Origin of the sequence: Halobaculum limi, from assembly GCF_029490015.1 — an archaeon.
Classification (GTDB): domain Archaea; phylum Halobacteriota; class Halobacteria; order Halobacteriales; family Haloferacaceae; genus Halobaculum; species Halobaculum limi.
This window is the reverse complement of the sequence record NZ_CP120468.1, coordinates 344,382-370,689: the sequence shown is the minus strand read 5'-3', so window position 1 is coordinate 370,689 and position 26,308 is coordinate 344,382. Positions and strand designations below refer to the sequence as shown.

Below are 26,308 nucleotides of genomic sequence, written 5' to 3'. Positions count from 1 at the left end.
GTGAAGCGTTCGGTCGACCGGGGGTGCGCTTGCGTCACCTACAGCGACGGCTCACTCTGCGCCGATGTGCTTCAGCACCGCATCCGTCGAGTTCGCCACGGGCTCGGGGTCGCCGCCGGCCTCGTAGGCGGCGTCGGGGTCTTTCAGCAGGTGGCCGGTCGTGAGACACACCACGTCCTCGTCGGCGTCGACGACGCCCTGTTCGCGCAGTTTCCGCAGACCGGCGACCGACGCCGCGGAGGCGGGTTCGACGCCGACGCCCTCGCGTGCCAGGTCGCGTTGCGCCTCGGTGATGGCGTCGTCGTCGACGGCGACGGCGGTGCCGCCGGTCTGGCGGATGCCCGGGAGCGCCTTCGGCGCGTTCACTGGGTTGCCGATGCGGATGGCGGTCGCGCGCGTCTCGACTGAGTCCCAGCGTCGTACTTCGTCGTTGCCCTCCTCGATTGCCTCGACCATCGGTGCGGCACCGGCGGCCTGCACGCCGGTCAGCGCGGGCACGTCGTCGGGGTCCATCGCGCCGGCGGCGACGAGTTCGCGGAACGCCTTGAACAGCGCGGAGGTGTTGCCCGCGTTGCCGACGGGCAGGACGATGCGGTCGGGGAAGCGGCCGTAGTCGTCACGGAACTCCTCGAGAATCTCGAAGCCGATGGTCTTCTGCCCCTCCAAGCGGAACGGATTGAGGGAGTTGAGGAGGTACACCTCGCCGCGGTTGGCCAGATCCTGCACGATGTCGAGGCAGTCGTCGAAGTTGCCGTCGACCTCCAGAATCCGGGCGTCGTGGAGGCTCGCCTGTGCGACCTTCCCGGCGGCGACTTTCCCGGCGGGGAGGAGGACGAGCGTCTCCATCCCGCCGCGTGCGCCGTAGGCGGCGAGGGCGGCAGAGGTGTTGCCCGTCGAGGCGCACGCGAGGCGGCCGACGCCGAGTTCCTTCGCGACGCGGACGCCGACGGTCATTCCGCGATCCTTGAACGACCCCGTCGGGTTCATCCCCTCGTGTTTGATCCGGAGACGATTGACGCCGATGTCCTCGCGGAGGCGCGGCACCTCGTGGAGCGGCGTGTGCCCCTCGGGAAGCGAAACGCCCTCCTCGAACGGGAGGGCGGCCGAGTACCGCCAGACTCCTTCGCCGGCGAAGTCGTCGAACGTGGGCGGGTCGGCGTAGCGGACTTCCAGCAGTCCGTCGCAGTCGTCACAGGTGAATCGAACGTCGTCGAACGGCGCGAACTGCGCGCCGCAGGCGATACACTCCAGCCAGACGCCGTCGTCGGCGACGGTGGGTGCCTCCTGCGTGGGCGCATCGAGGGCGAGGCTCATAGCGAGTGGGTTGGTCTCACCACCTAAAAGTCGGCCGTTCGTGGCGGGTAGTGCCAGCACGGTCGAGCGAGCGAGACCGCGAGAACGCGAACGGGGAGCGGAGTGACCCGTGAGCGGTGCGCGACGGCGGCCGACGACGACCTGGGCCGGGGTCGCCTACTCCTCGTCGCCGAACTCCTCGATGACGCCGTGGACCGTCTCGGCCCACTCATCGAGCGACTCGTGGAGGAGTTCCTTCGCCTCCGGTAACGGCGTCGCCGTGTACTGATACACGTAGCCGCCGGGGTCGAGCAGGCGGCGCTCGCGCGCTGCGAGTCCCTTCTCCAACAGCGTCGTCAGCGACCGATTCACGTTCGAGCGGTCGCGGTCGAGGACGTCTGCGAGTTCTTCCACGGTGCTGCCGGGGTTCTCCAGTAGACGGAGATACGTCCGGCTCTCGTGTTCTTGGATGCCGAAGACGCACGCCATCACGTGCCCGAAACTGGGGTCCTGCGAGTCGATGAGGTCCTCCATATCCGGCGTGTCGCTCATACCGCTACCAGACGCGGTCGCCGCGAATAAAGCCCGGCGGTCGCGGCGACCGGGACGGCTGTCTGAGGCTCCCAGTCGTCTGCGTTCCGATCAGAGGGTCGCAGTCAGTCTTCTGTATCCGACTCGACGGCGTCGGGCGTCCGCGCGTAGCCCATCTTCTCGATGCACGCGAGCATCTCCGCCTCCTCTTGGTGTTTGTGCAGGCGCGTCGGCGTGTCGCAGTAGAACGTCTCGCCGTCGTGGCGGAGGGTGAGTCGCCGCTCGCTCCCGAACAGGTCGGCGGTCACGACGACACGACGGCCCTCGCGTATGGCCTCGATGATCTCCTCGGCGGTGAGTTCGCCGGCGTCGACTTCGAGCGGGCTCATAGCGGGTCGTCCGTGGGCCGCCGTTATCTTTCTTGCCTCCGCGACACCACGATACGCTGTGAACGTCCGCTCTATCGACCACGTGAACCTCCGTATCCCTGCCGACGGCCTCGCCGACGCCCGCACCTTCTACGCCGACGCACTCGGCTTCGAGTTGGAGGGCGTCGACCGCTTCGAGGCGGGCGAGAAGCCGTTCTTCGACGTCCGACTCGCACCCGCGCACGTCATCCACCTGTGGCCGACCGACGAGTTCGACTCGCCGGAGGCGACGAACTACGACCACGTCGCACTCGTCGTCGAGGAGGACGTCGAATCGGTGAAGGAAACGCTCGCGGCCGCCGGAATCGACGTGGAACAAGAACTCGACAGCCCTCTCGGTGCGACCGGAGAGGCCGGGGCAGTGTACGTCCGCGACCCGTTCGGCTATCGGGTAGAGTTGAAAGAACCGGTCGAGGCGACGTAAACGAGCGCCGACCGACTCGGCCGAGAGACGACCTCAGTTCGTCGTAGGAATCTTCGACCCCGACGCCGACCGACACGGCCGACGAACGGCCTCAGTTCGTCGTCGGGGTCGACTCCCCATCTGTTCCGTCTTCGACCGTGTCTGGCGGTGGCTCGGCCCCTTCGGCGGCCTCCGCCGACTCGACCACCTTCGGCGTGTCGACGTGCCAGCGGTCGACGTCGTCTTCGTACGTCGAGAGTCGCTCCGAGACCGCTCCCTTCAGGTCGTCGTCGTTGACGTTCACCTCGAAGACGAACTCCGGCCCAGCGTCGCCCCGCGTCGACTTCTGGATGTTCGCGGAGACGAGTTCGTTGTCGAAGTAGTACGGCGCGAGTTGCGTCATCACGCGCTGGTAGACGGTGTTCTCGAACTTCCGCATCGCCTTGCGTCCCGCGGAGTCGGCCGCCCGTGCGACGTGGCCGATGGAGTCGCGCCAGGAGTCGAGCGCGCCGTCGTTATCGCCGTTCTCGACGCGCTCGTACGACTCGGAGAGTTTCTCACCCGCGGTCTGGAGGTCCTCCTCGGGTGTTTTCCCTTCTCGCTCGCCCCTCCCCTCGGCGACGCTGGCCTGTGCCGCGGTCTTCTCGCTGACGTCTTTGTTGAGTCGTTCGTGCGCCTTCGGTCGCCACTCGTCCCACGCCTCGAAGGCGTCACGGTGGCCCTCCGGAGCGCCGGCTTCGTGGAGGGCCCGAGTGATGCGTTCGCCGTGTTCGACGGCGTCGCCCCACTCGCCACGGACCTTGAACCCGGAGATGCTCTCTTCCATTGGGATTACGGCCGGCGTACGAGGTGGACAGTGATAAACGTCTCTCCGTCGTCCGCGACAGGACAAATCGACGCGGCAGGAGTGTGAAAGTTCAGCGTCGTCCGTAGGTGAGATTCGTCGCGAGGTCGTCGAGTTTCGAGACGGCCGCCCCGAGCCACGCGCCCGGCGAGACGCGACGGAGGGTGTCGTCGTCGAGTTCGATTCGCTCGTCGCCGAACGGGTCACGGTCGGCGTCCGATTCGTCTTCGGTCGCGTCGACGACCGTCGTCATCGAACATCGTCCGCACGCCTCCTGTTCGCCGAATCCCATAGGTACTGTCAGTACTCTCGTGGACGACGATGATAAATCCCTGGTCTCTCGACCCGTCTCGGCCTCGAATACGACACTTACGGAAGTGAGGCGGGCGTCCAGAGCGGACGACGGGCTTTTCACATCGGTCCACCACGCGCGAGGTATGGGATACCACGTCGTGACCCCCGACGAGTTAGAGTCGGTGCCGGACCGCCCGTGTGACCTGCGGCGCGTCAGCGAGGCCGCGGGCTTCGAGGAGATGGCGGCCAACTGGTTCCGCGCGGAACCGGGTGAGGATATCCCGTTGGCGTACCACTACCACGACGACCAGGAAGAACTGTTCTACGTCGTCGAGGGAACGCTACACGTTGAGACGCCCGAGGGCACGTTCGAGGTGCCGGAGGGCTCGCTGTTCGCGGTCGAACCCGACAGCCCCCAGCGCGCACACAACCCCGAGGATGCCGACGGCGCGGTGACGACGCTCGCTGTCGGTGCACCCGCCGTCGACGACGTGCACGCGTACGACCCGGAGGCGTGAGATGAGCGAGGAGGAGCACGGCGGCGAGTCGTCTTCGGACGACAGCGTCGGCGGCGGCGTGACGCCAGCGGCCGCCGGCGACGACGAGGAGTACCGAACCGACGCCGAGGGGCGCATCCTCGACGGCGACGCCTACGAGAACGTCCCCGTCTGGGACGACGAGTACCTCGACCGCGTGAGCGACCGGCTGATGTTCAACTACGACCTGAAGCGCGATTATCGCGCACGGGGTGAGCCGTTCGACCTCTACGGCACGATGCGGATTCGGTCGCAAAAGGAGTTCTTCCACCCGTCGCTCGACTACGCCAACCACCACAGCGACGAGCACCTGTTCGCTCGCCGCGTCGACTCGGTCAGCGTGCGCGACCTCGAACGCCTCGTGGAACTGGGCCACGCACTCGCGGACGACCGCGTCGACGGCCACGAAGAACACTTCGGGACGGACTTCTCGTTCGTGCTGGTCGCACCGACTATCCCCAACGACGTACGGGAGTTCGTCGTCAACTTCCGCGAGCGCCAACTCCTGAAACTCGGCTACTACGGCCACTACGAGATCAATCTCGGCGTCGTCGCGCCCGACGAGGAGGACGCCGTTGCCAGCCGGGAGGCCGACGTCGTCGCCGCGTTCGCGCTGTGGGACGACCTGCCCGACCGGCGCTCGGGCGGATTCCTCTCTGGACTGCTCAGACGGCTTCGCGGGTAGGCGATCCGACCACGACCGCTTTTGCCGCTCCGCGCGGTGTCGTCGCTATGGACGCACAAGACCGCGTCGCCGCCTTCTTCGACCGTCACGGGTTCGAGGGTCGACCGGCGTATCAGGCGCTCGACCTGGCGAGCGAGGTGGGCGAAATCGCCGGCGACGCCGCCAAGTCGACCACGTACGGCGAACACCCGGAGAAGTTGGCAGTCGAGACGGACGAACTCGGGGACGCCCTGTTCTCGTTGCTGTCGCTGTGTAATTCGCTCGACGTCGACGCCGACGAGGCACTCGCGGAGGCTATCGAGAAGTACGAGACGCGGATCGCGGAGCGCAGTGATCCGGGATCGGACCCGGATTCGGACGCGTAGTTGGCGACCTACAGCGCTTCCTTGTAGGCTTCCAGCGTCTCCTCGATGTCTTCGTCGGTGTGGGCGTAGGAGACGAACTGCGACTCGAACTGGTTGGCGGTGAGCCAGATCCCCTGCTCTTTCATCTCCTGCCAGAACACGCGCTCCCACCGCTCGGTCGCCGCCTTCGCGGTGTCTGCACCGGTCTTCGGGCAGGTGTCGAACCGCGGGCACGACTCTTGCTGCTTACAGCCACCCTCGCAGTGCCCCTCGAACGTGTCCGGGGCCTCGCGGGTGAACACCGTCTTGAACATCGAGTCGGTGCCGACGACGGTGTACTCGGGCGCTTGGTCCTTACAGATCTCCTGAATCCCCGATCGGAGTTTGTCCCCGAGGCGATTGACGTGGTCGTACACGTCGTTCTCGGCGGCGTATCGAAGGTACTCGTGGCCGGCAGCCATCGTCACCGGGTGGCCCGAGAAAGTGCCCGACTGGAACACGTCGCCGCTGGGCGTGAAGTGCTCGATAATCTCCGCGCGGCCGCCGATTGCGCCGACTGGGAAGCCGCCGCCGATGATCTTGCCGAACGTCGTCACGTCGGGCGTGACGCCGTACTTCCCTTGAGCACACTGGAGACCGCCGACGCGGAAGCCGGTGATCACCTCGTCGAACATCAGCAGCGATCCGTAGTCGTCACACAGATCGCGCAGCGTCTCGTGGTAGCCGTCGACCGGGAGGACGATGCCGTAGTTGGCGAGGATCGGTTCGGTCAACACCGCGGCGATGTCGTCGCCGTGTTCGGTGAACACCTCGTGGATGGCGTCCTCGTCGTTGAACGGAACGGCGATGGTGTGCTCGGCGAAGTTCTCGGGGATGCCCGGCGAGGAGGGGTGCGTGTGGTAGGGGTCGTCGCCGGCCTCGACGAGCGTCGACTCCTGCGCGCCGTGGTAGCCGCCCTGCATAATCACGATCTTGTCACGCCCCGTGTACGCGCGGGCGAGGCGCACCGCCGAGACGGTGGCTTCGGTGCCGGAGTTGACGAACCGGAGCATCTCGACGGAGGGGACGTGGCGGGCGACGAACTCTGCGTGGTCGATCTCGATCTCGGTGGGGCCGCCGTACATCGGCCCCTGGCTGGTGTGGCGCTGGACTGCCGACTGCACAGCCTCGGGCGCGTCGTGGCCGTACAGGAGCGGGCCGTACCCCATCACGTAGTCGAGGTAGCGGTTGCCGTCGGCGTCGACGACGTGTGCACCGTCGCCGCGTTCGATGACGAACGGGTACGGTCGAGTCGCGCGAACCGAGGAGTTGACGCCTCCCGCGAGCACGGAGAGGGCGCGGTCGTACAGGTCCCGCGAACGCTCGTGATTCATACGCGGTGGTACAGGGGTGGACCCGAAAGTAGTTACTGGGTCGTCGTGAGCGGCTGGCTGTGAGAATGACCCGGCCGATGGACACGACGGCCGGGATAGAAAGGTGACGACCCGCGACGCGCTGGCGGACACGTCGCGGACAGCCGAACGCGTCACCCGGCAGGCGGCTACGGCGGCCGCGGGGACGGTGACACGGAACGTGGCACGGTGGCATACTCGCGCGGAGGAGCGCACCAGTACCAATGGAGCCCTCCGTCGCGGTGCCCCCGGCGGCCGCGTCCGCGCCGCGTGCGGGGCAGGCGTGGCGAAACGGGATGTCGGATGTCGTTCAAGCGCCGATACGAGTCGAAACGGGTCGGCGTCGGTTACACCGCTTCGCGACCCACCTCGCCGGTCCGGATCTGGTACGCCTGCTCGACGGGCATAATGAACACCTTGCCGTCGCCCTTCTCGCCCGTCTGCGCGGCGTCACGGATCGCCTCCGCGACGTCCTCGGCGGGGATGTCCGCGACGACGCACTCCAGTTTCACCTTCTGGTGGAGGTCGACGGTGTACTCCTCGCCGCGCCACTGGCCCTTCTTGGCGGGCTGGCTGCCGCGACCGGAGACGTTCGTGACCGTCAGCGATGGTGCACCGACCTCGGCGAGGCCGGTCTTGACCGCGGAGAGTTTGTCGGGGCGGATGAACGCCGTGATCATCTTGATGCCGCCGTCGTTGGCGACGCCGCCGTCGGGGCGGACGATGCCGTCGCGCTCGACGAAGCCGCCGTCGGCGGCGGTGTCGGGGCGACCGAACTCGGGGTAGGTGTCGACGCCGTGTTCGGAGGCGTCGAGGCCCTCGATCTCGTGGTCACGGGTGACGCGAATCTCGCCCATCGCTTTGATCGCGCCGAAGACGACTGCGGTCGCGGCGATGGTCCACGCGGCGATGACGACGACACCGATCACCTGTGAGACGAGCAGGCCAACGGTGAACCCGTCGACGACGAAGAACGGCAGTAGCAACGCGCCCAGCACTCCTGCGGAGCCGTGGACCGGGAAGACTGCACACACGTCGTCGATCTTCAGGCGCTTCTCGACGAACTCGAAGACGATGGGCAGCTGTGCACCGGCGAGCAGGCCGATGACGATCGCACCAATCCAAGTGATGAGGTCAGTGTTCGAGGTGATACCGACGAGGCCCGCAAGCAAGCCGTTCGCGACGTACAGCGTGTCGACCTTTCCGGTCTTGTACAGCGAGACAGCCGAGGCGCCGATGGCACCGGCGGCCATTCCGAGGGTAGTGGTCAGCGCGACGCGACCCACGTAGGAGAACGCGCCGAGCGTGAGTTCGCCGTTCTCGACGGCGAACACGGAGGCCGCGGTCCCGACGTTGAAACCGTACCAGCCGAACGCCAGCACGAGCGTACCCAGCACTGCGAACGGTAGCGAGTGCCCGGGAATGACGTTGACCGACCCATCGTCGTTGTAGCGCCCGATGCGCGGGCCGACGAAGTACGCCGCCGTCAGGCCCGCGATACCGCCCATCCCGTGGACGATCATCCCGCCAGCGAAGTCAGTGAAGCCAAGGTCGTAGAGGAGTCCTCCGCCCCACGTCAGGCCGGTGACGACCGGGTAGATGACTGCCGCGATCAGAACGGTGTAACTCACGTATGCACGGAGTTTCATCCGTCCAGCAACTGCGCCGGAAACGATGGTCGCCGCCGTCATGGCGAACACAGCACCGAACAGCCAGCCGACCCAGTCAGTAGTGGCACTCGTCGTCAAGACGCCGAACGCCTCAGCGAGCGAGATACTTCCACCGCTGGTGTACGCGCCGACGAGCGCGGAGACGCCTGCGCCGACGAGGAAGAACACCGTTACACCGACACTCCACGTCAGGAGGTTCTTGGTCAACTGGTTGGCGACGTTCTTCGAGCGCACCTGCCCCGCTTCCAGCATCGCGAAGCCGGCGTGCATGAAGAAGATGAGGAAGGTGACCACGAGCACCCACATCAAGTTGACCCCCTCCGCCAGGACCGCGGGGTCGACCTGCAGGAGGCTCACGCTCCCACCTCAGACCAGCTGCATTCGTTCATACTTTTCTCGTATTCCGTGCGATTTTGGCACATCTTCACGCGAGACACGCCGATATGGAAGTACATAAACCCTGCAGTTGGGTATTTTCAAAAATATCCTCGATATTCGGATGGGCGTCGAATATTTAGGCGCATATAGGTAATATAAGGGTGTAACATCGCCGCACGGTTGGCGAGTTTTGCACGGAAACCCGACAGACGTAGTGTAAAAAATCTGGTATATTAGGCCGAGATCAGCAAATATCGGGGTGAATTGCTCGCACGCGCGCTCCGAACGTTGCCTCTCTCCGGATCGGGATGATCGAAGTGCCTATGGAGAGACGAAAATGCGGTCAGTCGTTCAGTTCTGCGACGACCGCCGCCGCGAGCGACTCGAACGACGCCTCGCCGGGCACCACGTCCACGTCGACGCCGTGGTCCTCGGCGGTCTCGCGGGTCGGATGACCGATACAGCCGACGACCGCGTCGTTCAGGCCCGCTACCGCCGCCTCGCGCACGCCGCGGTCGGCGGCGGCGTCGAGGAAGTGATCGACCGTCAGCGACGAGGTGAAACACGCGCCGGCGAGGTCGCCGTCGGCGGCGGCCTCAGCGGAGTGGCCGCTCTCGGGAGGTCTGACGAGTTCGTACAGGACCGTCTCGTGGACGCTCGCGCCAGCGTCGCGCAGGCCGTCGAGGAGTACCTCGCTCCCGTGGTCAGATCGGGCTACCTCCACGCCCACGCCGTCGACGCCGACGGCATCGAACGCCGCCACCAGCCCCGTCGAGGAGTACTCGCTGGGGACCAGGTCGACCGTCCACCCGGCCGTCCGCGCCGCGTCGGCGGTCGCGGGACCAATACACGCGAGCGCAGGGTCGTGGCCGTCGGGGTTTGCGGGCGACCACCCGGCCTGCGTCGCGAGTTCGACGCCGGTCTTGGACGTGAATACGATCCAGTCGGCCGCCTGCGGCACCGTGCCCGTGGGTTCGACCGCGAGCATCGGGTCGGCGACGGCGTCGACGCCGAGCGATCCGAGCGTCTCGACCGCCTCGGTCAGTCGCTCGTCGTCCGGGCGGAACACCGCCACGCGCGGGCGGTCGCTCATTCGGCTCCCTCCCCGTCCGCGTCGGCGGTCGAACCGGCAGTTAGATCGGCGGTCGCGTCCGCGTCACCGCGCCCGCGGAGGAACTCTGCCACCGTGTCACGCGTGGCTGCCACCTCACCGATGACAGTGATGGCAGGCGGTTCGATGCCGGTGTCGTCGCGCACGTCGACGATGTCCGCGAGGGTGCCCGAGGCGACGCGCATCTCCGGCCACGTCCCGCGTTCGACGAGGGCGACCGGCGTCTCGGGAGCCATCCCCGCGTCCAGCAGGGCCTGCGTGTACCCCGGCAACTTCCCGACGCCCATCAGGACGACGATAGTGCCGCCCGTCTCCGCGAGTGCCGGCCAGTTCACGGCCGACTCCTCCTTGTCGGGGTCCTCGTGACCTGTGACAAATGAGACGGAGGAGGCGTGGTCGCGGTGGGTGACGGGGATGCCCGCGACGCCCGGCGCGGCGATGGGTGAGGTGACGCCCGGCACGACCTCAAAGGGGACGCCGTTGGCCGCGAGGTGTTCGGCCTCCTCGCCGCCGCGGCCGAAGACGAACGGGTCGCCGCCCTTCAGGCGGACGACGGTGTTCCCCTCGCGCGCGAGTTCCACCAGGCGGTCGTTGGTGTACTCCTGACTCGTGCGCTCGCCGCCCGCGCGTTTGCCCACGTCCTCGCGCTTCTCGGCTGGGATGGAGCCGAGTATCTCGGGTCCGGGGAGTTTGTCGTGGAGGACGACGTCTGCCTCGTCCAGCAACCGCCTCGCTTTCACGGTGAGCAGTTCGGGATCACCGGGGCCGGAGCCGACGAGGTAGACGGTCCCGACGGCGTCGTTCGGGTCGGTCCCTGCGGGGTCGCTGTCCCCCGACATCTACGCCTCCGTCGTGTCGTCGTCGGTCGAGTCCGCCGTCTCGTCGGCGTCGTCGGCCGTCCCGGGGTCTGCATCGCCCGCCGCTCGCTTCGCGGCCGCGATGAGTTCCGCCGCACCCTGACTGCGGAGCGAGTCGGCGAACTCGGTGGCGGCCTCTCGGTAGGTTCGAAGCGGGAGGTCGCGCGTCGAACTCACTTCCGTCTCGCCGTCCGCGGACAACACGCGCACGCGAGTCTTGACATGTTCGCCCTGGACGAGCGAGTTGACGCCGATGGGAGCGATACAGCCCCCGCCCAGTTCCGCGAGGACGGTTCGTTCCGTGCTCGTGGCGACGCGGGTCGGTTCGTCGTCCATCGCCTTGCGGATGACCTCGATCACGTCGGGGTCGCTCGCGGTGACCGCGACGGCACCCTGTCCTGGCGCAGGGACGTGGTCTGCGCGGTCGAGGCGCTCGACTTCGTACTCGTCGCGGTAGAACAGGTCCGACCGGCGGAGGCCCGCCTCCGCGAGGACGATGGCGTCGTACTCGTGGTCGAGATCGTGTTCGAGTGCGCCGCGCTGGAACTCGGTGAGGTCGTCGAACCACTCCTCGACGCTGCGTTCGAACTCGGCATCGGTCTCTCGGAACTCCGCCGCGTTCCCCTTCTTGTCGGCCTCCGCCTCGACGCGGCGCTCGTGTTCCGCCTGCAGATCGGGTGCGATGAGTTTCTGGAGGCGCGTGTCGACGTTGCCGCGGAGCGGTCGCACCTCTAGGTCCGGGCGTTCGGCCAGCACCTGCGCTTTCCGCCGGAGCGAGGAGGTGCCGACGACCGACCCGCGCGGGAGGTCCGCGAGGTCGCCGCCGTCGCGGGTCACGAGTACGTCGCCGGCGGGGGCGCGTTCGCCGACGGCCGCGACGACGAGGTCGTCGGGCATCTCGGTGGGCATGTCCTTCAGCGAGTGGACCGCGGCGTCCACCTCGCCGGCGAGGACCTTCTGGTCGAGGGCGCGCACGAACGCGCCCGTCTTCCCGAGGCGACTGATGAGTTCGTCGTCGATGCGGTCGCCGCGCGTCTCCACCTCGACCAGTTCGACGTCGCGGCGGCGTGTCGAGATTTCGTCCTGTACGCCTGCCGCCTGTCGAAGCGCGAGGTCGGAGCCGCGGGTGGCGAGCCGCAGCGTCCCGGTTGTCATACCTCGGAGTCGGATGCGACCGGGGAAAACGGGTTCGTTTCCGACGGCGACCGGCGCCTGCGGACACGTCACGGGATGCAAGTTTCGCCAAACCGATACGGTTTAAGACGACGGGCGAAAACAGTCGAGTATGACCGTGGACGCCGTCGCTCACGTCCGCTCTTCGTTCGAGCGACGCGTCCGACCGGTCGCGGCGCGACAGCGAGTCGTCGCGCCGCGACGACGGGCCCGATAGGCCCACTTCATCCCCTCTCCCTCGTCTCGAACCGCTCGCGTTCCTCCGGGTAGCGTGCAGTCCGCGATTAAATTTCACAACTCCCAAGCGCCGAATTTATGTGTCTCAACGTTCGAGCGTGAGGTATGACAAAACGCGTTGCGCTCGCATTCAGCGGTGGACTCGACACCACAGTGTGTGTTCCGTTGCTCGAAGAGGAGTACGGCTACGACGAAGTCGTCGGCGTCACCGTCGACGTGGGACAGCCGAGCGAGGAGTTCGACGAGGCCGAGGAGACCGCGGAGGCACTCGACTTGGAACACTACGTCGTCGACGCGAAACAGGAGTTCGCGGAGTTGTGTCTCGACTCCGTCCGCGCGAACGCCACCTATCAGGGGTATCCGCTCGGGACGGCGCTGGCACGCCCGGTCATCGCGGAAGCCATCCTCGGCGTCGCCGAGGAACACGACTGTGACGCGCTCGCGCACGGGTGTACGGGCAAAGGTAACGACCAACTCCGCTTCGAGACCGTGTGGCGCGCCTCCGACAAGGAGGTCATCGCCCCCGTCCGCGAACTCGGCCTCACCCGCGAGTGGGAGATCGAGTACGCCGACGAGAAGGACCTCCCCGTCGAGGGCGGCAACGAGGGCGCGTGGTCTATCGACACGAACCTCTGGTCGCGTTCCGTCGAGGGCGACGACCTCGAAGACCCCACCTACGTCCCGCCGGAGGACATCTACGACTGGACGACGACGCCCGGCGACGTCGACGGCGAGGAACTCGTCGACATCGAGTTCGCGGGCGGCCATCCGGTCGCGCTGAACGGCGAGGAACTCGACGCAGTGACGCTCATCGAGGAACTGAACGACCTCGCGGGCGCGTACGGCGTCGGCCGCACCGATATGATGGAAGACCGGATGCTCGGCCTGAAAGTGCGCGAGAACTACGAGCACCCCGCGGCGACCGTCCTCCTCACCGCCCACGAGGCGCTCGAACAACTCGTGTTCACGAAGTCCGAGCGCGACTTCAAACAGCAGATCGACGACCAGTGGGCCCAGCAGGGGTACAAGGGTCTCGTCGACACGCCGCTGATGTCTTCGCTGGAGGGCTACCTCGACGCCGGGCAGGAGAAGGTGACGGGGACGGTGACGGTGAAACTCCAGGGCGGGCAGTGCCGCCCGGTCGCCCGCGACTCCGCGTACGGCGTCTACTCGGAGTCGGCCGCCTCGTTCAACACCGAGACGGTCGACGGCATCGAACAGGCCGACGCGACGGGCGTGGCGAAGTACCACGGCTTCCAAGAGCGTCTCGCCAACAAGATTCTCGCGAGCGTGAAGGAGAGCGAGGAGACGGACTCCGAGGACGAAGACGGCGAGAAACTGAAAGCAGATGGTGGCGAGGTCGCAGAGTAGATGACCGACGAGGATGCGCACGACGGCGACGGGGCTGACCCCGCGGAGACTGCGGACGCCGAGACGGTCGTCCGGCGCGACCGCTTCGCGGGCGGCCCCGCCCGTGGCTTTCTGTCGAGTCTCGCGGCCGACGAGCGCATCTTCGCCGCGGACCTGGCGGTCGACCGCGCGCACACGGTGATGCTCGCGGAGCAGGACATCATCGCAGACGATGAGGCGAGCGAAGTCCTGTCGGGCCTCGCCGCCGTCGAAGACGCCGGCCACGCCGCGCTTCCCGAGGGCGAGGACGTCCACGAGGCTATCGAGTCGGCCGTCGTCGACCACGTCGGCCCCGTTGGGGGGAAGATGCACACTGCCCGTTCGCGCAACGACGAGGTGGCCGCGTGCATCCGCTACCGCTACCGCGAAGACCTGTTGGACGCCGCTGAGGCGACGCTGGCGCTTCGGGAGGCGTTGCTTGAGACGGCCGCCGACCACGCCGACACGGTGATGCCGGGGTTCACCCACCGGCAGTACGCCCAACCGACGACGGTGGGCCACTTCCTGTCGTCGTACGCGGGTGCGGTCGAACGCGACACCGAGCGTCTGCTCGCGGCGGTCGAGCGTACGAACGTCTCGCCGCTGGGCGGCGCGGCGTTCGCAGGCACCACGTTCGACGTCGACCGCGAGCGTACGGCCGAGTTACTCGGCTTCGACGGCGTCGTCGAGAACTCGACCGACGCCGCCTCGGCCCGCGACTTCCTCGTCGAGGGAACCGCGGCGCTGGCGAACCTGACGGCGACGCTGTCGGGCCTGTCGGCCGACCTCATCGAACACGCGAAAGACGGCTACTTCGACCCCTCCGACGACTACGCGTCGACCTCGTCGATTATGCCACAGAAGGTGAACCCCGACACGCTCGAACTCGCTCGCGCGGTTGCGGGCGACGTGTCGGGTGATCTGACGGGTCTGCTGACGACGCTGAAGGGTCTACCGCGCGCGTACAACCGCGACCTCCAGCGTGCGACGCCGCACGCGTGGGACGCCGTCGACGACGCAACGGAGGCGACCGAAGTCGTCGCGGGCGCGGTCGCCACCGGTGACTGGAACGCCGACGCCTGCGCCGCCGACGCTGGCGCTGGCTTCTCGACTGCGACGGGCGTCGCGGACGCCCTCGCGTCGGCGGGCATCCCCTTCCGCACGGCCCACGAAGTCGTCGCGGCGGCGGCCGCGGCCGCACCAGACGACGCCGACGCAGAGACACTTGCCGCAAATCTTGACTCGGCCACACAAGAAGTACTTGGGGAGTCCCTCTACGAGTACGTGAGTAGCGCGGCCCTCGACTCGGCGCTTGACCCCGCCGGGAGCGTCGCCTCCCGTGGATCCCGTGGGGGGCCCGCCCCCGACGCGGTCGCCGAGTCGGTCGCGCGGATGACCGAGACGTACGACGACCATACGGCCGCCCTCGACACCCGCCGCGACGGCCTCGCGGCCGCCGAGGTGGCGTTGGCCGACGCGGTCGACACGTACGTCTGAACGCCACGACACGAATACCACCCGACCGATGACCGGACTCCGACGACCCCGACCGCTCGCCCGACCGCGAGCGACTGGTGTGCGACGACGAGGGGCGCGGCGACGACCGCTCCGGCCCCGACCGTCGACGCGTCCGGTGCAGGCCACCGCCCCGCGTCCGCCGGCGGCGGTGGCCCCGCCGGCCCCCCTCGGGGCCTACACTACTCAGATTTCGAACATCGGATTCGAGATCCGCGCCGAACTGCCCGAAATCGCCGCGTAGCGACGCCTCAGACATTATTTTCTGCTGACAACATCGACGGATTAAAGTCCCTCTCTCGGATACTGTCGAGTACATCATGACCGAAGCCGAATGCGTCGAGTGTGGGGGTACGGTGGCCCTGCACGACGACCTGGAAGTCGGAGAGATCGTCGACTGTGAGACGTGCGGTGCCGAACTGGAAGTCGTCGACATCTCCCCGCCGGTCCTCGACCGAGCCCCCGAGCTCGAAGAGGACTGGGGGGAGTGAGATGAAGTTCGGGCTGCTCTACTCACGGATCCGGAAAGACGAGAAACTGCTCCTCGCGGAGTTGCGCGAGCGCGGCCACGAGGTCGTCAAGATCGACGTTCGCAAACAGCAGTTCGGCCTCGACGCGACCAGCGCGGACGTGACCGACTGCGACCTCGTGATCGACCGCTGTCTCGCCACCTCGCGCTCGCTGTACGCGACGCGCTTCCTCGCGCACTACGGCGTCCCCGTCGTCAACGCCCCGGAGACGGCCGCGGTGTGTGCGGACAAGGTGAAGAACAGTCTCGCGCTGGAGTCGGCGGGCGTGCCGACGCCCGCAACGACGGTCGCGTTCACGAAGGAGACCGCGATGGACGCCATCGAGGAGTTCGGCTACCCCTGCGTGGTCAAGCCGGTCGTCGGCTCGTGGGGTCGCCTGATGGCGAAACTCGACTCCGAGACGGCCGCCGAAGCGATTCTGGAGCACAAGGCGACGCTCGGCCACTACGAGCACAAGGTGTTCTACGTGCAGGAGTACGTCGAGAAGCCCGGCCGCGACATCCGCGTGCTGGCGTGTGACGGCGAACCCGTCGCCGCGATGACGCGCTCTTCGGACCACTGGCTCACCAACGCCGCGAAGGGCGGCGAGACGGCCGACTTCGCGCTCGACGACGAGGCGAAGGAGTTGGTGCAGACCGCGAGCGACGCCGTCGGCGGCGGCCTCCTCGGCGTCGACCTGATGGAGACTGCAGACGGCGAGTACACCGTCCACGAAGTGAACCACACCGTCGAGTTCAAGGCGCTGAACGAGGCGACCGACGTCGATGTGCCTGCGGCGGTCGTCGACTGGCTGGAACTGAAGGCTGACGTGGCGAACGACGCCGTGATGACAGCGTGACGCTCACCGCATCTGTCGTCGGTGCGTCTGGCTTCGCGGGCGGCGAACTGTGCCGTCTCATCACGGGCCATCCCGACCTCGAACTGGCGCAGGCGACGAGCCGCGAGTACGAGAACAAGACGCTCGGCTACGTCCACCCGAACCTCCGCGGGGTCGACCTGCGCTTCTCCTCGCCGGAGGATCTGGAGTCGGTGGACGTGCTGTTCGCGTCGACGCCCCACGGCGTCTCGATGGAGCACATCGACACGTTCCGCGAGACGGCGGGCACCGTGGTCGACCTCTCGGCGGACTTCCGCCTGAACGACGAAGACGACTACGACGAGTGGTACGACGGCCACGTCGCACCCGAACACCTCGCAGACGCCGCGTACGCGCTGCCCGAACTCGGGCGCGAGAAGTTGGAGGGCGCGGATCTGATCGCCTCCGGCGGCTGTAACGCGACCGCGACGATGCTGGCGCTGAAGCCGCTGGTCGACTCGGGCGTCATCACGCCCGACGACCGCGTCGTCGCGGACTTGAAGGTCGGCTCCTCGGAGGGTGGCGCGGGCGGCGGTGCCGCCTCCAGCCACCCCGAGCGCTCGGGCGTCGTCCGTCCGTACGCGCCGACGGGCCACCGCCACGAGGCGGAGATCCAACAGGAACTGGGTCTGTCGCTGTCGTTCACCGTCCACGCGGTGGATATGACGCGCGGCGCGGCCGCGACGTGTCACGCCTTCCCCGCCGACCGCGTTACCACGGGCGACCTGTGGGGCGCGTATCGGGAGGCGTACGACGACGAACCGTTCGTCCGCCTCGTCGCGGGCGGCGGCGGCGTGTATCGCTACCCCGAACCGAAGGCCGTTGCCGGGACGAACTACGCGGAGGTTGGATTCGAACTCGACCCCGCGAACGGTCGCGTGGTCGCCTTCTCGGCCATCGACAACGTGATGAAAGGCGCGGCTGGGCAGGCGGTCCACGCCGCAAACATCGCGCTCGAGTTCGAGGAGACGGCCGGCCTCGACTTCCAGGGGCTCCACCCCGTGGGGTCGCCGTGAGTTGGCCCGGTGCGGCCGCCGTGGCCGACGGCGAAGTGCTGGCCGACGGCGGCAACGGCCCGCCTGTCGTCGTGAAACTCGGCGGCGCGCGCGCCGTCGACCCCGCGGGCGCAGTCGGTGATATCGCGCACCTCGTCGCCAACGGCCGTGACGTGGTCGTCGTTCACGGCGGATCGACCGCCGTCGACGACCTGCTCGCAGCCCTCGGCAAGGAGTCGGAGTACGTCGAGACGCCCTCGGGGGTCACCGGCCGCTTCACCGACGCCGAGACGATGGAAGCGTTCACGATGGCGCTTGCCGGGCAAGTGAACACCGACTTGGTCACGGCGCTGAAGAACGCGGGCGTCGACGCGGTCGGCCTCTCCGGCGTCGACGGCGGCCTCCTCACCGGCCCGCGCAAGTCCGCGGTCCGCGTCGTCGAGGACGGGAAGAAGAAGATCAGACGCGGCGACCACTCGGGGACGCCCAAGCAGGTGAACGACGGTCTCCTCGACACGTTGTTGGCGGACGGTTACACGCCGGTCGTCTCGCCGCCGATGTTCGGGATGGAGTCCGAGAGCGAGGGAACGCCCGTCAACACTGACGCAGACCGTGCGGCCGCGGCCGTCGCGGGCGCACTCGGCGCGGAACTGGTCGTCCTCACGGACGTCTCGGGCGTGTACGCCGACCCGGACGACCCCGAGACGCTCATCGAGTCGGTGGCGACGCCGGGAGAGTACGAGGCGCTCACCGACGCCGCCGAGGGATTCATGACGCGGAAGGTGATGGCGGCGACCGAGGCGCTCGAAGCGGGCGCCCCCGCGGTCACCGTCGCCGACGCGAACGTCCGCGACCCCATCGTCGCGGCACTCGACGGGACAGGAACGCGCATCGAGCGGTCCGCAGTTGTCGACGAAGACGCGACCGACGACACGGACACCGCCGCTGATGCCGACGCGGAGGTGAGCGAATGAGCGTCTTCGACGACCCCTCCGAACACGGCGAGGGATTCGTCTTCTCGGAGAAGCCCATCGAGATCGAATCTGGCGACGGCGTCCACCTCACCGCCAGCGACGGCACCGAGTACCTCGACTTCGGTGCGAGTTACGCCTGCACGCCGCTGGGGCACTGCCCCGACGGCGTGGTCGACGCGGTGCAGGAGCAAGCGGCCGACCTGCTGTACGTGCAGGCGTCGTACCCGAACGCCGCCCGCACGGAACTGTATGAACGCCTCGGCGCAATCGCGCCCGGCGACCTCTCGAAGGTGTGGCTGTGTAACTCCGGGACGGAGGCGAACGAGGCGGCGCTGAAGTTCGCTCGCTCGGCGACCGGCCGCGAGAAGATCGTCGCCACGAAGCGCGGTTTCCACGGCAGAACGCTAGGAGCGCTCGCGATGACGTGGAAGAAGAAGTACCGCGCGCCGTTCGAACCGGTCGCGGGCGGCGTCGAGTTCGTCGACTACGGCGACAGCGAGGCGCTCGCGGAGGCCGTCGACGACGAGACCGCCGCGGTCTTCCTCGAACCTGTGCAAGGGGAGGGCGGCATCAATCCCGCCGACCCTGGCTACCTGCAGACGGCCCGCGACCTAACGGAGGACGCGGGCGCGGCGCTCGTGTTCGACGAGATTCAGACTGGCCTCGGGCGGACGGGCGACATTTGGGCCTGCGAGGGCGCGGGCGTCGTCCCCGACGTGTTGACGACGGCGAAAGGTGTCGCCTCCGGTCTGCCGCTGGGTGCGACGCTGTGTGCCGACTGGATCGCCGACGGCGCGGCCAGTCACGGCTCGACGTTCTCGGGCAACCCAGTCGTCGCCGCCGCCGCGAACGCAACGCTGGAGGAACTCGTCGCCCACGACGTTCCCGGCAACGCCGCGAAGGTTGGCGACTACCTCACGACCATCCTCGAAGACGCGGTCGAGGACCACGACCTGCCCGTGCGCGAGGTGCGCGGCGAGGGCCTGATGGTCGGCGTCGAGGTGAAGCGCGGCGCGAACCGATACCTGCGCGATTTGGCGCTGAACCACCAGATCCTCGCGCTGCCTGCGGGTCGCTCGGTGGTCCGCCTGCTCCCGCCGCTCGTGGTGAACGAGGGGCACGCCCGCGAGGTCGTGGACGCCCTGACCGAGGTGCTGTGATGATGGTCGTCCCCAACCCCGTCGAACCCGAGACGGCCCTCGACACCGAGGGGCGGCAACTGCTGTACGACCTCGTGTCGACGCCCTCGGTTTCCGGTGACGAGGAGGCGGCCGCGGCCGTCCTCGTGGAGTTCTTCGAGGACCACGGTCGCGAGGCGTACACCGACGAGGTGGGCAACGTCCACGCACCCGGTGACGACTCGCTCCTCCTCACGTCCCACGTCGACACCGTCCCCGGAGACGTGCCGGTCGACATCGCCGACGGCGACGAGGAACTCGGCGTCGAGGGGCCTGTCCTCTGGGGCCGCGGCAGCGTCGACGCGACCGGACCGCTGGCGGCGATGGCCGTCGCGGCCGTCGAGACGGGCGTCTCGTTCGTCGGCGTCGTCGGCGAGGAGACGGACTCCCGCGGCGCACGCCACCTCGTCGAGACGCGCGACGCACCCGAGGCCGTCATCAACGGCGAGCCCTCTGGCTGGGACGCCGTGACGCTCGGCTACCGGGGGCTCATCTCGGGTACCTACGTCGCCACCAGCGAGTCGGGCCACACCTCTCGGCCCGACGCCAACGCCGTCCAGCACGCGATGCACTGGTGGCAACGCGTCGAGGGCGCGTTCGACTACTACGACTACGGTGCGGTGTTCGAGCAGGTGACGGCCAAGCCCGTCGCCGTCGACGGCGGTCTCTCGACGGACGGCCTCTCGATGGAGACGACGATGGACGTGCAGTTCCGCGTGCCACCGTCGCTGACGCCCGAGGACGTGCGCGAACGCGCCGACGCCGAACTGGAGGCGGGGACGGTCCACTGGAACGACCCCATCCCGCCCGTGATGGGCGACCCGCGCGACCCCGTGGCGACCGCCCTTCGGGGCGGCATCCGCAGGGCTGGTGGCGACCCGCGCCTCCTCCGCAAGACCGGCACCGCCGACGTGAACATCTTCGCCGGCGAGTGGGACGTGCCGATGGCGACGTACGGCCCCGGCGACTCCTCGCTGGACCACGCGCCCGACGAGCGACTCCCCCTCGCGGAGTTCGACCGGACGGTCGAGGTACTGACCGACGCGGGCCGAAGACTGCGAGACCGAACAGACGACTGAGCGGTCGTATCCAGACCGCCGCCCCGTTTTCGACGCACTACCGACCGACGCACACACCGACGACACCCGATCTCGATCCACTCACCCACACACGACACGCAGATGAGCACGAACACGACCCACACCACGACCGACGACAGCGAGGAGTTCCCGAGCGACTTCCTCGACATCGACGACCTGACCGCCGACCAACTCGCGACGGTACTCGCCCGCGCATCCGACCTGAAGGCCGGAAAAGACCTCACGCAACTCCCGCGGACGACGCTGGCGATGCTGTTCGAGAAGCCGTCGACGCGCACCCGCGCGAGTTTCGAGACGGGGATGACCCAACTCGGCGGCCACGCGATGTTCCTCGGCCCCGACGCCATCCAACTGGGCCACGGCGAACCCCTGCGCGACACCGCCCGTGCACTCGCGGGCTACGTCGACGCCATTATGGTCCGCACGTTCGCACACGAGAACGCGAAGATTCTCGCAGAGTACGCCGACGTCCCAGTCGTCAACGGCCTCACCGACGACGCCCATCCCTGTCAGACGCTCGCGGACCTGCTCACCATCCACGAGGAGGTGGGCGACCTCTCGGAGGTGCAGGCCGCGTGGGTCGGCGACGGCAACAACGTCGGCCGCTCGTTCGCTGTCGGCGCGGCGCTGGCCGGCCTCGATCTGACGGTCGCGACGCCCGACGGCTATGGCCTCGGCGACGACGTGTACGAGCGCTGTGCGGAACTGGGAACTGAGCCGACCGCCGTCGACACAGCCGAGGAGGCCGTCGCGGACGCCGACGTGGTGTACACCGACGTCTGGGTGAGTATGGGTGAGGAGGACCTGCGCGAAGTGAAACTCCCCGACTTCGACGGCTACCAGGTGAACGAGGAGTTGCTCGCGGACACGGACGCTGCGTTTATGCACTGCCTGCCCGCCCACCGCGGCGAGGAAGTGACGGAGGCCGTGTTGGAGTCGGAGCGCTCGCTCGTGTGGGAGCAGGCAGAGAACCGGATGCACGCGCAGAAGGGGCTGTTGGTGGAGATGCTGGAGTAGTCGCTGGCGGTGGCCGAGTAGTCGCCCGCACAGGCAGATTCTTGACAGGTTGCTGAGTAGCATTCAGCGTGCCCTCCTCCGCCCGCGACGCCCTCCATCGACTCGTTCCGCTCGACGCTCGGCCTCGCTACTGGCGACCGCTCGTTGCCGTCGAGGGGAGTCTCGTCGCCGCCCTCGCCACCGTCACGGTCGCCATCGCCGCGTTCGACCACGACACCGCGGTCGATCCGCTGTATGAGATACTACTCCCCGTCGTGCTGTTCTACGCGCCGCCCCTCTTTGGGGCCGCCTGTGCTGCGCTCGGCGGCGGTCTGTCGCAAGCGCTCGCACTTGGGACGGCCCCAGCACTCGTTTGGGCGCTCGCAGTCGTCGTCGGCGACGCGGTACAGGCGCTGTTGTCGATTCCGGCGGCGATTCCCGACTCGCCGCTGTGGGCCATCGCGGGCACAGCTCTCGTCATCGGCGTCGTGAGCGTACTCGCCGGCTTCACGGTCGGAAGGGCGGGACTGCTCGTGTGGCGACGACTCGGGTCCGGTGGTGAGGTAGCGTGAACGTCATATCACGAATCAGCGGGCGACCCGACGAAGACGGCCAGAACTGGCTGTGGCGAGCGTCGAGTATCATTTTCGGGGCGGCCGTGTTCGCGCTCGTCACGCTCACGCTCGCTTCGGTTCCGTTCCGTGGGGCATCGTGGCTCGCCCCCGCGTACTACGCGGCCATTCCGGCGGCGTTGGTCGCACCCGCGCTCCCGGCGGCGATTCGCGCCGCGGAGGGTCGTGGTCCGGCTTTCGCAGTCGTGCTCGGCGTCGTTCCCGGCGCGGCGTGGGCGCTCGCGGTTGTCGTCGCACGTGGCGTCTCGCGAGCCCTCGGCCGCTCGCTTTCCGCCGGAGACGCGCCGCTGTGGGGAGTGGTGCTGTACTTCGTCGTCGCTGGGGTCGTCGTCGCCCTCGTCGGATTCACGCTCGGACGTGTTGTGGCGTTCCTCCGGCGTCGACGGTGAACACGACTGGTGACGAGCGGCGAGTGATTCGCTACGGCTCCGGCGGCGACCCGGCGTAGGCGTCGTGGTCGGTAAAAAAGTTGAGCATCGCGAACTTCAGTTTCTCCGGGCCGATGTCGATCAACTCCTCGCGCTCTTCAGGCGGGAACGCATCGCGCACAGAGTACTTCCCCATATCCGCCGACGTGTACCGCTTGTCGAGGAGGACGCGCACGCCGAAGTCGTCGGGCGCACGGATCACCCGTCCGAGTGCCTGTCGCGTCTTTCGGATCGTCGGAATCTCGACGGCGTACTCCCACCCCGCCTCGCGCGAGCGCTCGGCGAACGCGCGGTCGTAGGCGTCCTGCACGGCCTCCATCCGCTCGGAGAGGTGCGGGTACGGAACACCGACGACCGCGACCGTCCGGGCGTCGTCGCCGTCGAAACTCACCCCCTCCGCGAGCGTGCCCCACAGCGACGTGAACAGCGTGGCATCGTCGCTGGCGACGAGTCGCTTCCGCAACTGCTCGGTGTCTGGTTCAGACCCGTCGAGGAGCAGTGTCCCGAGGTTCGGGTCGCCCGAAAGGAGTTCGTGATACCGCTCCGCCTCCGCGTACGACGGGAAAAAGAGGAGACTCGCCCCCGGCGTGAAGTGAATCACGTCCGACAGCGTCGCGGCGATAGTCTCCTGGGTCGCGGGGTCGTCGCGTTCGGACGCGAACAGCGCGGGCGTCGCCACGGAGAAGGTGCGGCGATTCGCCTCGGGGTACTCCATCCCGTACGCTAGCGTCGCCGGGTCCGAGAGGCCGAGGACGTCCTGCGTCACGTCGAATGGGCGCAGGGTCGCCGACATCAGCACGCTCGCGTACACCTCGTCGAACAACTCCTCGGTCACCTCCCGTGGGATGCAGGTGTACAACTCCGCGCGGCCGTACACCTCGTCGGTGCCGCCGTCGCGCCGCACCGAGACGACCGGGTGCTGCCCCAACTCGCCGCCGCCGTCCATCCACGCGGAGATGAACGCCGCCGCCTGGAGGGTCTGACACTCCCGGCGGGTCGTCGTCTCGCCGTCGCGGTACGCCTCCTCGTACTCCTCGTCGAGGCGTTTGCCCAGTTGGAGCGCCAGGTCACACTCCGCGCGGATGCCACGCCCCTCGTAGCGGTCGAGAAACGCCATCGTGAGGTCGTCACGGCGGTCTTCGTTGGCGATGCTCAGATCCTCCCAGTGGTCGCCGATGCCCTCGCGGGCGCCGAAGCCGAGTTGTTCGTCGTAGGTGTCCTGGAGCGCCTCGGTGAACGCCTGCAACACGTTCTCCGCGGGTTCCGCACGGGAGTCGTCGGACTCCTCGAGTTCGTCGAGCGCGGCCGTCAGCGTGTTCTCGGTGAGCGTCTTCGAGGCGTGGTCGCGGGCGGCGTCCTCGATGTTGTGCGCCTCGTCGAACACCGTGATGACGTCCTGCGGGTCGCGGTCGAGCCACCGGAAGAACTGCTCGCGAATCTGCGGGTCGAGCAGGTGGTGGTAGTTGCAGACGACGAGTTCGACGTCTTCCATCCCCTCCTTGAGCAACTCGTAGCCGCAGAAGCCGCGCTCACCAGCGTACTCGTACACCTCCTCGGGCCTGCGCACGTCGTCGAACAGCCACGAGAAGAACTCGCCGGTGTCGGCGGTGAGATTCTGCAAGTAGTGGTCGCAGGTGTTGGCCGCCTCGTCGTCTATCTCTTCGTCGAGTCGCTCCACCTCCTCTTTGACGGCCTGTCGCGCCTCGGCGGCGCTCCCGTCGCCGCCGTCGCGCATCTCGTCGGTGAGGTCGTCGAGTCGCTGCTCCAGTTGTTCTTTGTCGGATTGGTCGTCGACCAGCGACCGGGTGGTATCGCGGAGCGTCTGACACTCTTGATAGTCGACGTCGATGTGGCACATCGACGCCTTCCCTTTGAACACGGTCGCGCGGATGCGCTCGGTGTCGTGGATGGCGCGGGCGTCCTCGACGAACTGCCGCATCTGTTGGTGGACGTTCGTGGTGATGACGACGGTCCGGTCGTGTTCGCGGGCGTGGTCGAGCGCCGGCACGAGCGCCGAGAGCGTCTTGCCCGTGCCGGGTGCGCCCTCGAAGAGCACGTCCTGTCCGCGTTCCAGCGAGTTGGCGACGCGGTCCATCGCCTCGCGCTGGTTCGGATACGGCTCTTCGTACGGGAAAAAGCGCAGGTGACCGTCCGTCGTCGACACAGGTGTCCTTCCTCCTCATCGAATTTCAACCTACGGGTGGCGCAGTGGAAGTGAACGCAACCGCCGGGGTGCGACCGCCGAACCGAACGACAGAAACTGACTGGGCGTGGGGGACGCACGACGCACGTACGGCTATGTCCGGTGCACGCGATCGGACGTTTCGTTATGGCGACACGAACACCCACGGTGACGGCGACGGACTCGGAGATGGAGACAGGACACAGCAGCTGGCGCGGCGGCGTCGTCGCGGGCGCGGTCGCGGGCATCGTGATGGGTGCGGTGTTCTCGATCTTCGCCCCGCCCGCGTTGGAGGTCGCGATCCCCTCGCTGTACGGACTGTCGGGTGGACTCGCCGGCTGGGTCGTCCACGTGAGCCACGGGGCGGTCCTCGGAGTCGCGTTCGTCGCGCTCGCGAACGCGCTCGACGTCACCGAGCCGACCCGGTCGACGCTCCTCGGGGCGGGCTACGGGGTCGTCCTCTGGATTGCACTCGCGGCAATCGTGATGCCGGTGTGGCTCACGGCGGTCGGATCTCCCGCGAACCCGCCGCTGCCCAACCTCGACACGCTCAGCCTCGCGGCCCACGTGCTGTACGGGGCGGTGCTGGGCGCGCTGGTCCCGTCGCTGCGCTCGCTGTGATGCTTCCACGCCGGCGCCGGTGACTGTTTGCCGCTGACTTTTTCGCCGCAGGCGTACTTCCACCGCGTATGAGCGACGACGCCGCCGACGACTCCGGCTTCGACAAGGAGGCCGAACGCGAGAAACTCCGCGAGAAGTTCGCCCGCGACGACCAGAAGCGCCAGTCGACGCGACGGATGAGCGAACTCCTGTTGAAGGGCGCGACGATGACGAACGCCCACTGTGACAACTGCGGGTCGCCTATCTTCCGGCAGAACGGCCAGGAGTTCTGCCCGCAGTGCGACGGCGGCGACGGGAATGCGACGGCCGCGGCCGAAGGCGAGGCTGGGCCGACCGCTGCCGAGAGCGACGCCGCCACCGCTGGCGACGCGGTCGACGCGAACGTCGCCGACGCGACACCGGGAGTACCGGACAAACAGAACCAGCAGACTCCACAGCACCAGCAGGCTGGAACGCCCGACGGGACGCCCACACCGACGGAGACACCGTCGGCAACGCCGCCCGCGAACGGACACGCGACTGCGACGGACGCGGCAGACGACTCTTCAACGCCCGCCCCCGCTCGTGCCTCCACCTCCGCAACCGACGACGACCTGCCCGCCGCCCGCGACGCCCTCGCGCGTGCGCTCCGCCGGCACGCAGAGGCGGGCGCGGAGGCGTCGGATCCCCATACCGCCAGCGCGCACCTGGAGGCGGCCCGCGAGGCGGCGGAGGCGCTGGCGGCGTTACGTCGCTGA

28 protein-coding genes are annotated in these 26,308 nt (G+C 67.9%); 17 read left to right on the top strand and 11 right to left on the bottom strand.

Annotated elements, in window-relative coordinates:
• Nucleotides 1-51 precede the first annotated feature (51 nt).
• The 3 genes from thrC to P0D77_RS01845 all read right to left on the bottom strand — a co-directional run bounded on the left by thrC (nt 52) and on the right by P0D77_RS01845 (nt 2,213).
• On the bottom strand, nt 52-1,314 hold the full coding sequence (thrC, locus tag P0D77_RS01855) for a threonine synthase (RefSeq protein ID WP_277554450.1): 1,263 nt from the start codon (nt 1,312-1,314) through the stop codon (nt 52-54).
• 156 nt (nt 1,315-1,470) lie between these two features.
• The gene (locus P0D77_RS01850) at nt 1,471-1,845 is read right to left on the bottom strand and encodes a helix-turn-helix domain-containing protein (RefSeq protein WP_277554449.1); all 375 of its coding nucleotides are present in this window, start codon (nt 1,843-1,845) and stop codon (nt 1,471-1,473) included.
• A gap of 104 nt (nt 1,846-1,949) precedes the next feature.
• A complete protein-coding gene (locus tag P0D77_RS01845; protein ID WP_277554448.1) occupies nt 1,950-2,213 on the bottom strand; it encodes a DUF8001 family protein in 264 nt (87 codons plus the stop codon).
• 58 nt (nt 2,214-2,271) lie between these two features.
• Between P0D77_RS01845 and P0D77_RS01840 the strand changes: the two genes are divergently transcribed.
• Nucleotides 2,272-2,676, top strand: a complete 405-nt coding sequence (locus P0D77_RS01840) for a VOC family protein (protein WP_277554447.1) — start codon at nt 2,272-2,274, stop codon at nt 2,674-2,676.
• 91 nt (nt 2,677-2,767) lie between these two features.
• Here P0D77_RS01840 and P0D77_RS01835 read toward each other — a convergent pair whose 3' ends face one another.
• Together P0D77_RS01835 and P0D77_RS01830 are read right to left on the bottom strand one after the other, a co-directional pair.
• A complete protein-coding gene (locus P0D77_RS01835) occupies nt 2,768-3,481 on the bottom strand; it encodes a DUF5828 family protein (RefSeq protein WP_277554445.1) in 714 nt (237 codons plus the stop codon).
• A gap of 91 nt (nt 3,482-3,572) precedes the next feature.
• Complete coding sequence (locus tag P0D77_RS01830) at nt 3,573-3,791, bottom strand: DUF8007 family protein (protein WP_277554443.1); 219 nt, start codon at nt 3,789-3,791, stop codon at nt 3,573-3,575.
• Between the two features lie 145 nt (nt 3,792-3,936).
• Between P0D77_RS01830 and P0D77_RS01825 the strand changes: the two genes are divergently transcribed.
• Genes P0D77_RS01825 through P0D77_RS01815 form a run of 3 tightly spaced genes read left to right on the top strand, consistent with a single transcriptional unit; the run spans nt 3,937 to nt 5,379 of the window.
• Nucleotides 3,937-4,311, top strand: a complete 375-nt coding sequence (locus P0D77_RS01825; RefSeq protein ID WP_277554442.1) for a cupin domain-containing protein — start codon at nt 3,937-3,939, stop codon at nt 4,309-4,311.
• A 1-nt stretch (nt 4,312) separates the two neighbouring features.
• Nucleotides 4,313-5,014, top strand: coding sequence for a DUF8052 family protein (locus P0D77_RS01820; protein ID WP_277554441.1), 702 nt, complete (start codon nt 4,313-4,315; stop codon nt 5,012-5,014).
• A 47-nt stretch (nt 5,015-5,061) separates the two neighbouring features.
• Nucleotides 5,062-5,379: a MazG-like family protein gene (locus P0D77_RS01815; RefSeq protein WP_277554440.1), complete on the top strand. Its 318-nt coding sequence runs from the start codon at nt 5,062-5,064 to the stop codon at nt 5,377-5,379.
• A gap of 8 nt (nt 5,380-5,387) precedes the next feature.
• Here the strand turns inward: P0D77_RS01815 and hemL are convergent, their stop codons facing one another.
• The 5 genes from hemL to hemC form a co-directional block, all read right to left on the bottom strand.
• The gene (gene hemL / locus P0D77_RS01810) at nt 5,388-6,731 is read right to left on the bottom strand and encodes a glutamate-1-semialdehyde 2,1-aminomutase (protein WP_277554439.1); all 1,344 of its coding nucleotides are present in this window, start codon (nt 6,729-6,731) and stop codon (nt 5,388-5,390) included.
• A 365-nt stretch (nt 6,732-7,096) separates the two neighbouring features.
• Nucleotides 7,097-8,725, bottom strand: a complete 1,629-nt coding sequence (locus tag P0D77_RS01805; RefSeq protein WP_277555836.1) for an ammonium transporter — start codon at nt 8,723-8,725, stop codon at nt 7,097-7,099.
• Between the two features lie 415 nt (nt 8,726-9,140).
• On the bottom strand, nt 9,141-9,890 hold the full coding sequence (locus P0D77_RS01800) for a uroporphyrinogen-III synthase (protein WP_277554437.1): 750 nt from the start codon (nt 9,888-9,890) through the stop codon (nt 9,141-9,143).
• Nucleotides 9,887-10,747: a uroporphyrinogen-III C-methyltransferase gene (cobA, locus tag P0D77_RS01795; RefSeq protein WP_277554436.1), complete on the bottom strand. Its 861-nt coding sequence runs from the start codon at nt 10,745-10,747 to the stop codon at nt 9,887-9,889. The genes P0D77_RS01800 and cobA overlap by 4 nt, the downstream gene beginning before the upstream one ends.
• Nucleotides 10,748-11,920 carry a hydroxymethylbilane synthase gene (hemC, locus tag P0D77_RS01790; protein WP_277554435.1) on the bottom strand — a complete coding sequence of 391 codons (1,173 nt, stop codon included), beginning with the start codon at nt 11,918-11,920 and terminating at the stop codon, nt 10,748-10,750.
• A gap of 360 nt (nt 11,921-12,280) precedes the next feature.
• Here hemC and P0D77_RS01785 point away from each other — a divergent pair, with 360 nt between their 5' ends.
• From P0D77_RS01785 to P0D77_RS01735, 11 genes are all read left to right on the top strand, one after another.
• A complete protein-coding gene (locus tag P0D77_RS01785; protein ID WP_277554434.1) occupies nt 12,281-13,546 on the top strand; it encodes an argininosuccinate synthase in 1,266 nt (421 codons plus the stop codon).
• A complete protein-coding gene (gene argH / locus P0D77_RS01780) occupies nt 13,547-15,061 on the top strand; it encodes an argininosuccinate lyase (protein ID WP_277554433.1) in 1,515 nt (504 codons plus the stop codon). It begins immediately after the preceding gene.
• A 338-nt stretch (nt 15,062-15,399) separates the two neighbouring features.
• Nucleotides 15,400-15,570, top strand: a complete 171-nt coding sequence (gene lysW / locus P0D77_RS01775; protein ID WP_277554432.1) for a lysine biosynthesis protein LysW — start codon at nt 15,400-15,402, stop codon at nt 15,568-15,570.
• 1 nt (nt 15,571) lies between these two features.
• On the top strand, nt 15,572-16,447 hold the full coding sequence (gene lysX, locus P0D77_RS01770; RefSeq protein WP_277554431.1) for a lysine biosynthesis protein LysX: 876 nt from the start codon (nt 15,572-15,574) through the stop codon (nt 16,445-16,447).
• On the top strand, nt 16,444-17,481 hold the full coding sequence (argC, locus tag P0D77_RS01765; protein WP_277554430.1) for an N-acetyl-gamma-glutamyl-phosphate reductase: 1,038 nt from the start codon (nt 16,444-16,446) through the stop codon (nt 17,479-17,481). Before lysX ends, argC begins: the two co-directional genes overlap by 4 nt.
• A 20-nt stretch (nt 17,482-17,501) precedes the next feature.
• A complete protein-coding gene (locus P0D77_RS01760) occupies nt 17,502-18,434 on the top strand; it encodes an acetylglutamate/acetylaminoadipate kinase (RefSeq protein ID WP_432764852.1) in 933 nt (310 codons plus the stop codon).
• The gene (locus tag P0D77_RS01755) at nt 18,431-19,594 is read left to right on the top strand and encodes an aspartate aminotransferase family protein (RefSeq protein ID WP_277554429.1); all 1,164 of its coding nucleotides are present in this window, start codon (nt 18,431-18,433) and stop codon (nt 19,592-19,594) included. The genes P0D77_RS01760 and P0D77_RS01755 overlap by 4 nt, the downstream gene beginning before the upstream one ends.
• Nucleotides 19,594-20,691 (top strand): [LysW]-lysine hydrolase, encoded by a 1,098-nt coding sequence (locus P0D77_RS01750; RefSeq protein ID WP_277554428.1) that lies wholly within the window; start codon nt 19,594-19,596, stop codon nt 20,689-20,691. The genes P0D77_RS01755 and P0D77_RS01750 overlap by 1 nt, the downstream gene beginning before the upstream one ends.
• A gap of 102 nt (nt 20,692-20,793) precedes the next feature.
• Nucleotides 20,794-21,729, top strand: coding sequence for an ornithine carbamoyltransferase (gene argF / locus P0D77_RS01745; RefSeq protein ID WP_277554427.1), 936 nt, complete (start codon nt 20,794-20,796; stop codon nt 21,727-21,729).
• A gap of 68 nt (nt 21,730-21,797) precedes the next feature.
• Nucleotides 21,798-22,280: a hypothetical protein gene (locus P0D77_RS01740; protein WP_277554426.1), complete on the top strand. Its 483-nt coding sequence runs from the start codon at nt 21,798-21,800 to the stop codon at nt 22,278-22,280.
• On the top strand, nt 22,277-22,729 hold the full coding sequence (locus P0D77_RS01735; RefSeq protein WP_277554425.1) for a hypothetical protein: 453 nt from the start codon (nt 22,277-22,279) through the stop codon (nt 22,727-22,729). The genes P0D77_RS01740 and P0D77_RS01735 overlap by 4 nt, the downstream gene beginning before the upstream one ends.
• 31 nt (nt 22,730-22,760) lie before the next feature.
• Here P0D77_RS01735 and P0D77_RS01730 read toward each other — a convergent pair whose 3' ends face one another.
• Nucleotides 22,761-24,932: an ATP-dependent DNA helicase gene (locus P0D77_RS01730; protein ID WP_277554423.1), complete on the bottom strand. Its 2,172-nt coding sequence runs from the start codon at nt 24,930-24,932 to the stop codon at nt 22,761-22,763.
• Nucleotides 24,933-25,097: 165 nt separating this feature from the next.
• Between P0D77_RS01730 and P0D77_RS01725 the strand changes: the two genes are divergently transcribed.
• Both P0D77_RS01725 and P0D77_RS01720 read left to right on the top strand, forming a co-directional pair.
• Complete coding sequence (locus tag P0D77_RS01725) at nt 25,098-25,571, top strand: DUF6789 family protein (RefSeq protein WP_277554422.1); 474 nt, start codon at nt 25,098-25,100, stop codon at nt 25,569-25,571.
• A 68-nt stretch (nt 25,572-25,639) separates the two neighbouring features.
• Nucleotides 25,640-26,308, top strand: coding sequence for an Sjogren's syndrome/scleroderma autoantigen 1 family protein (locus tag P0D77_RS01720; protein ID WP_277554421.1), 669 nt, complete (start codon nt 25,640-25,642; stop codon nt 26,306-26,308).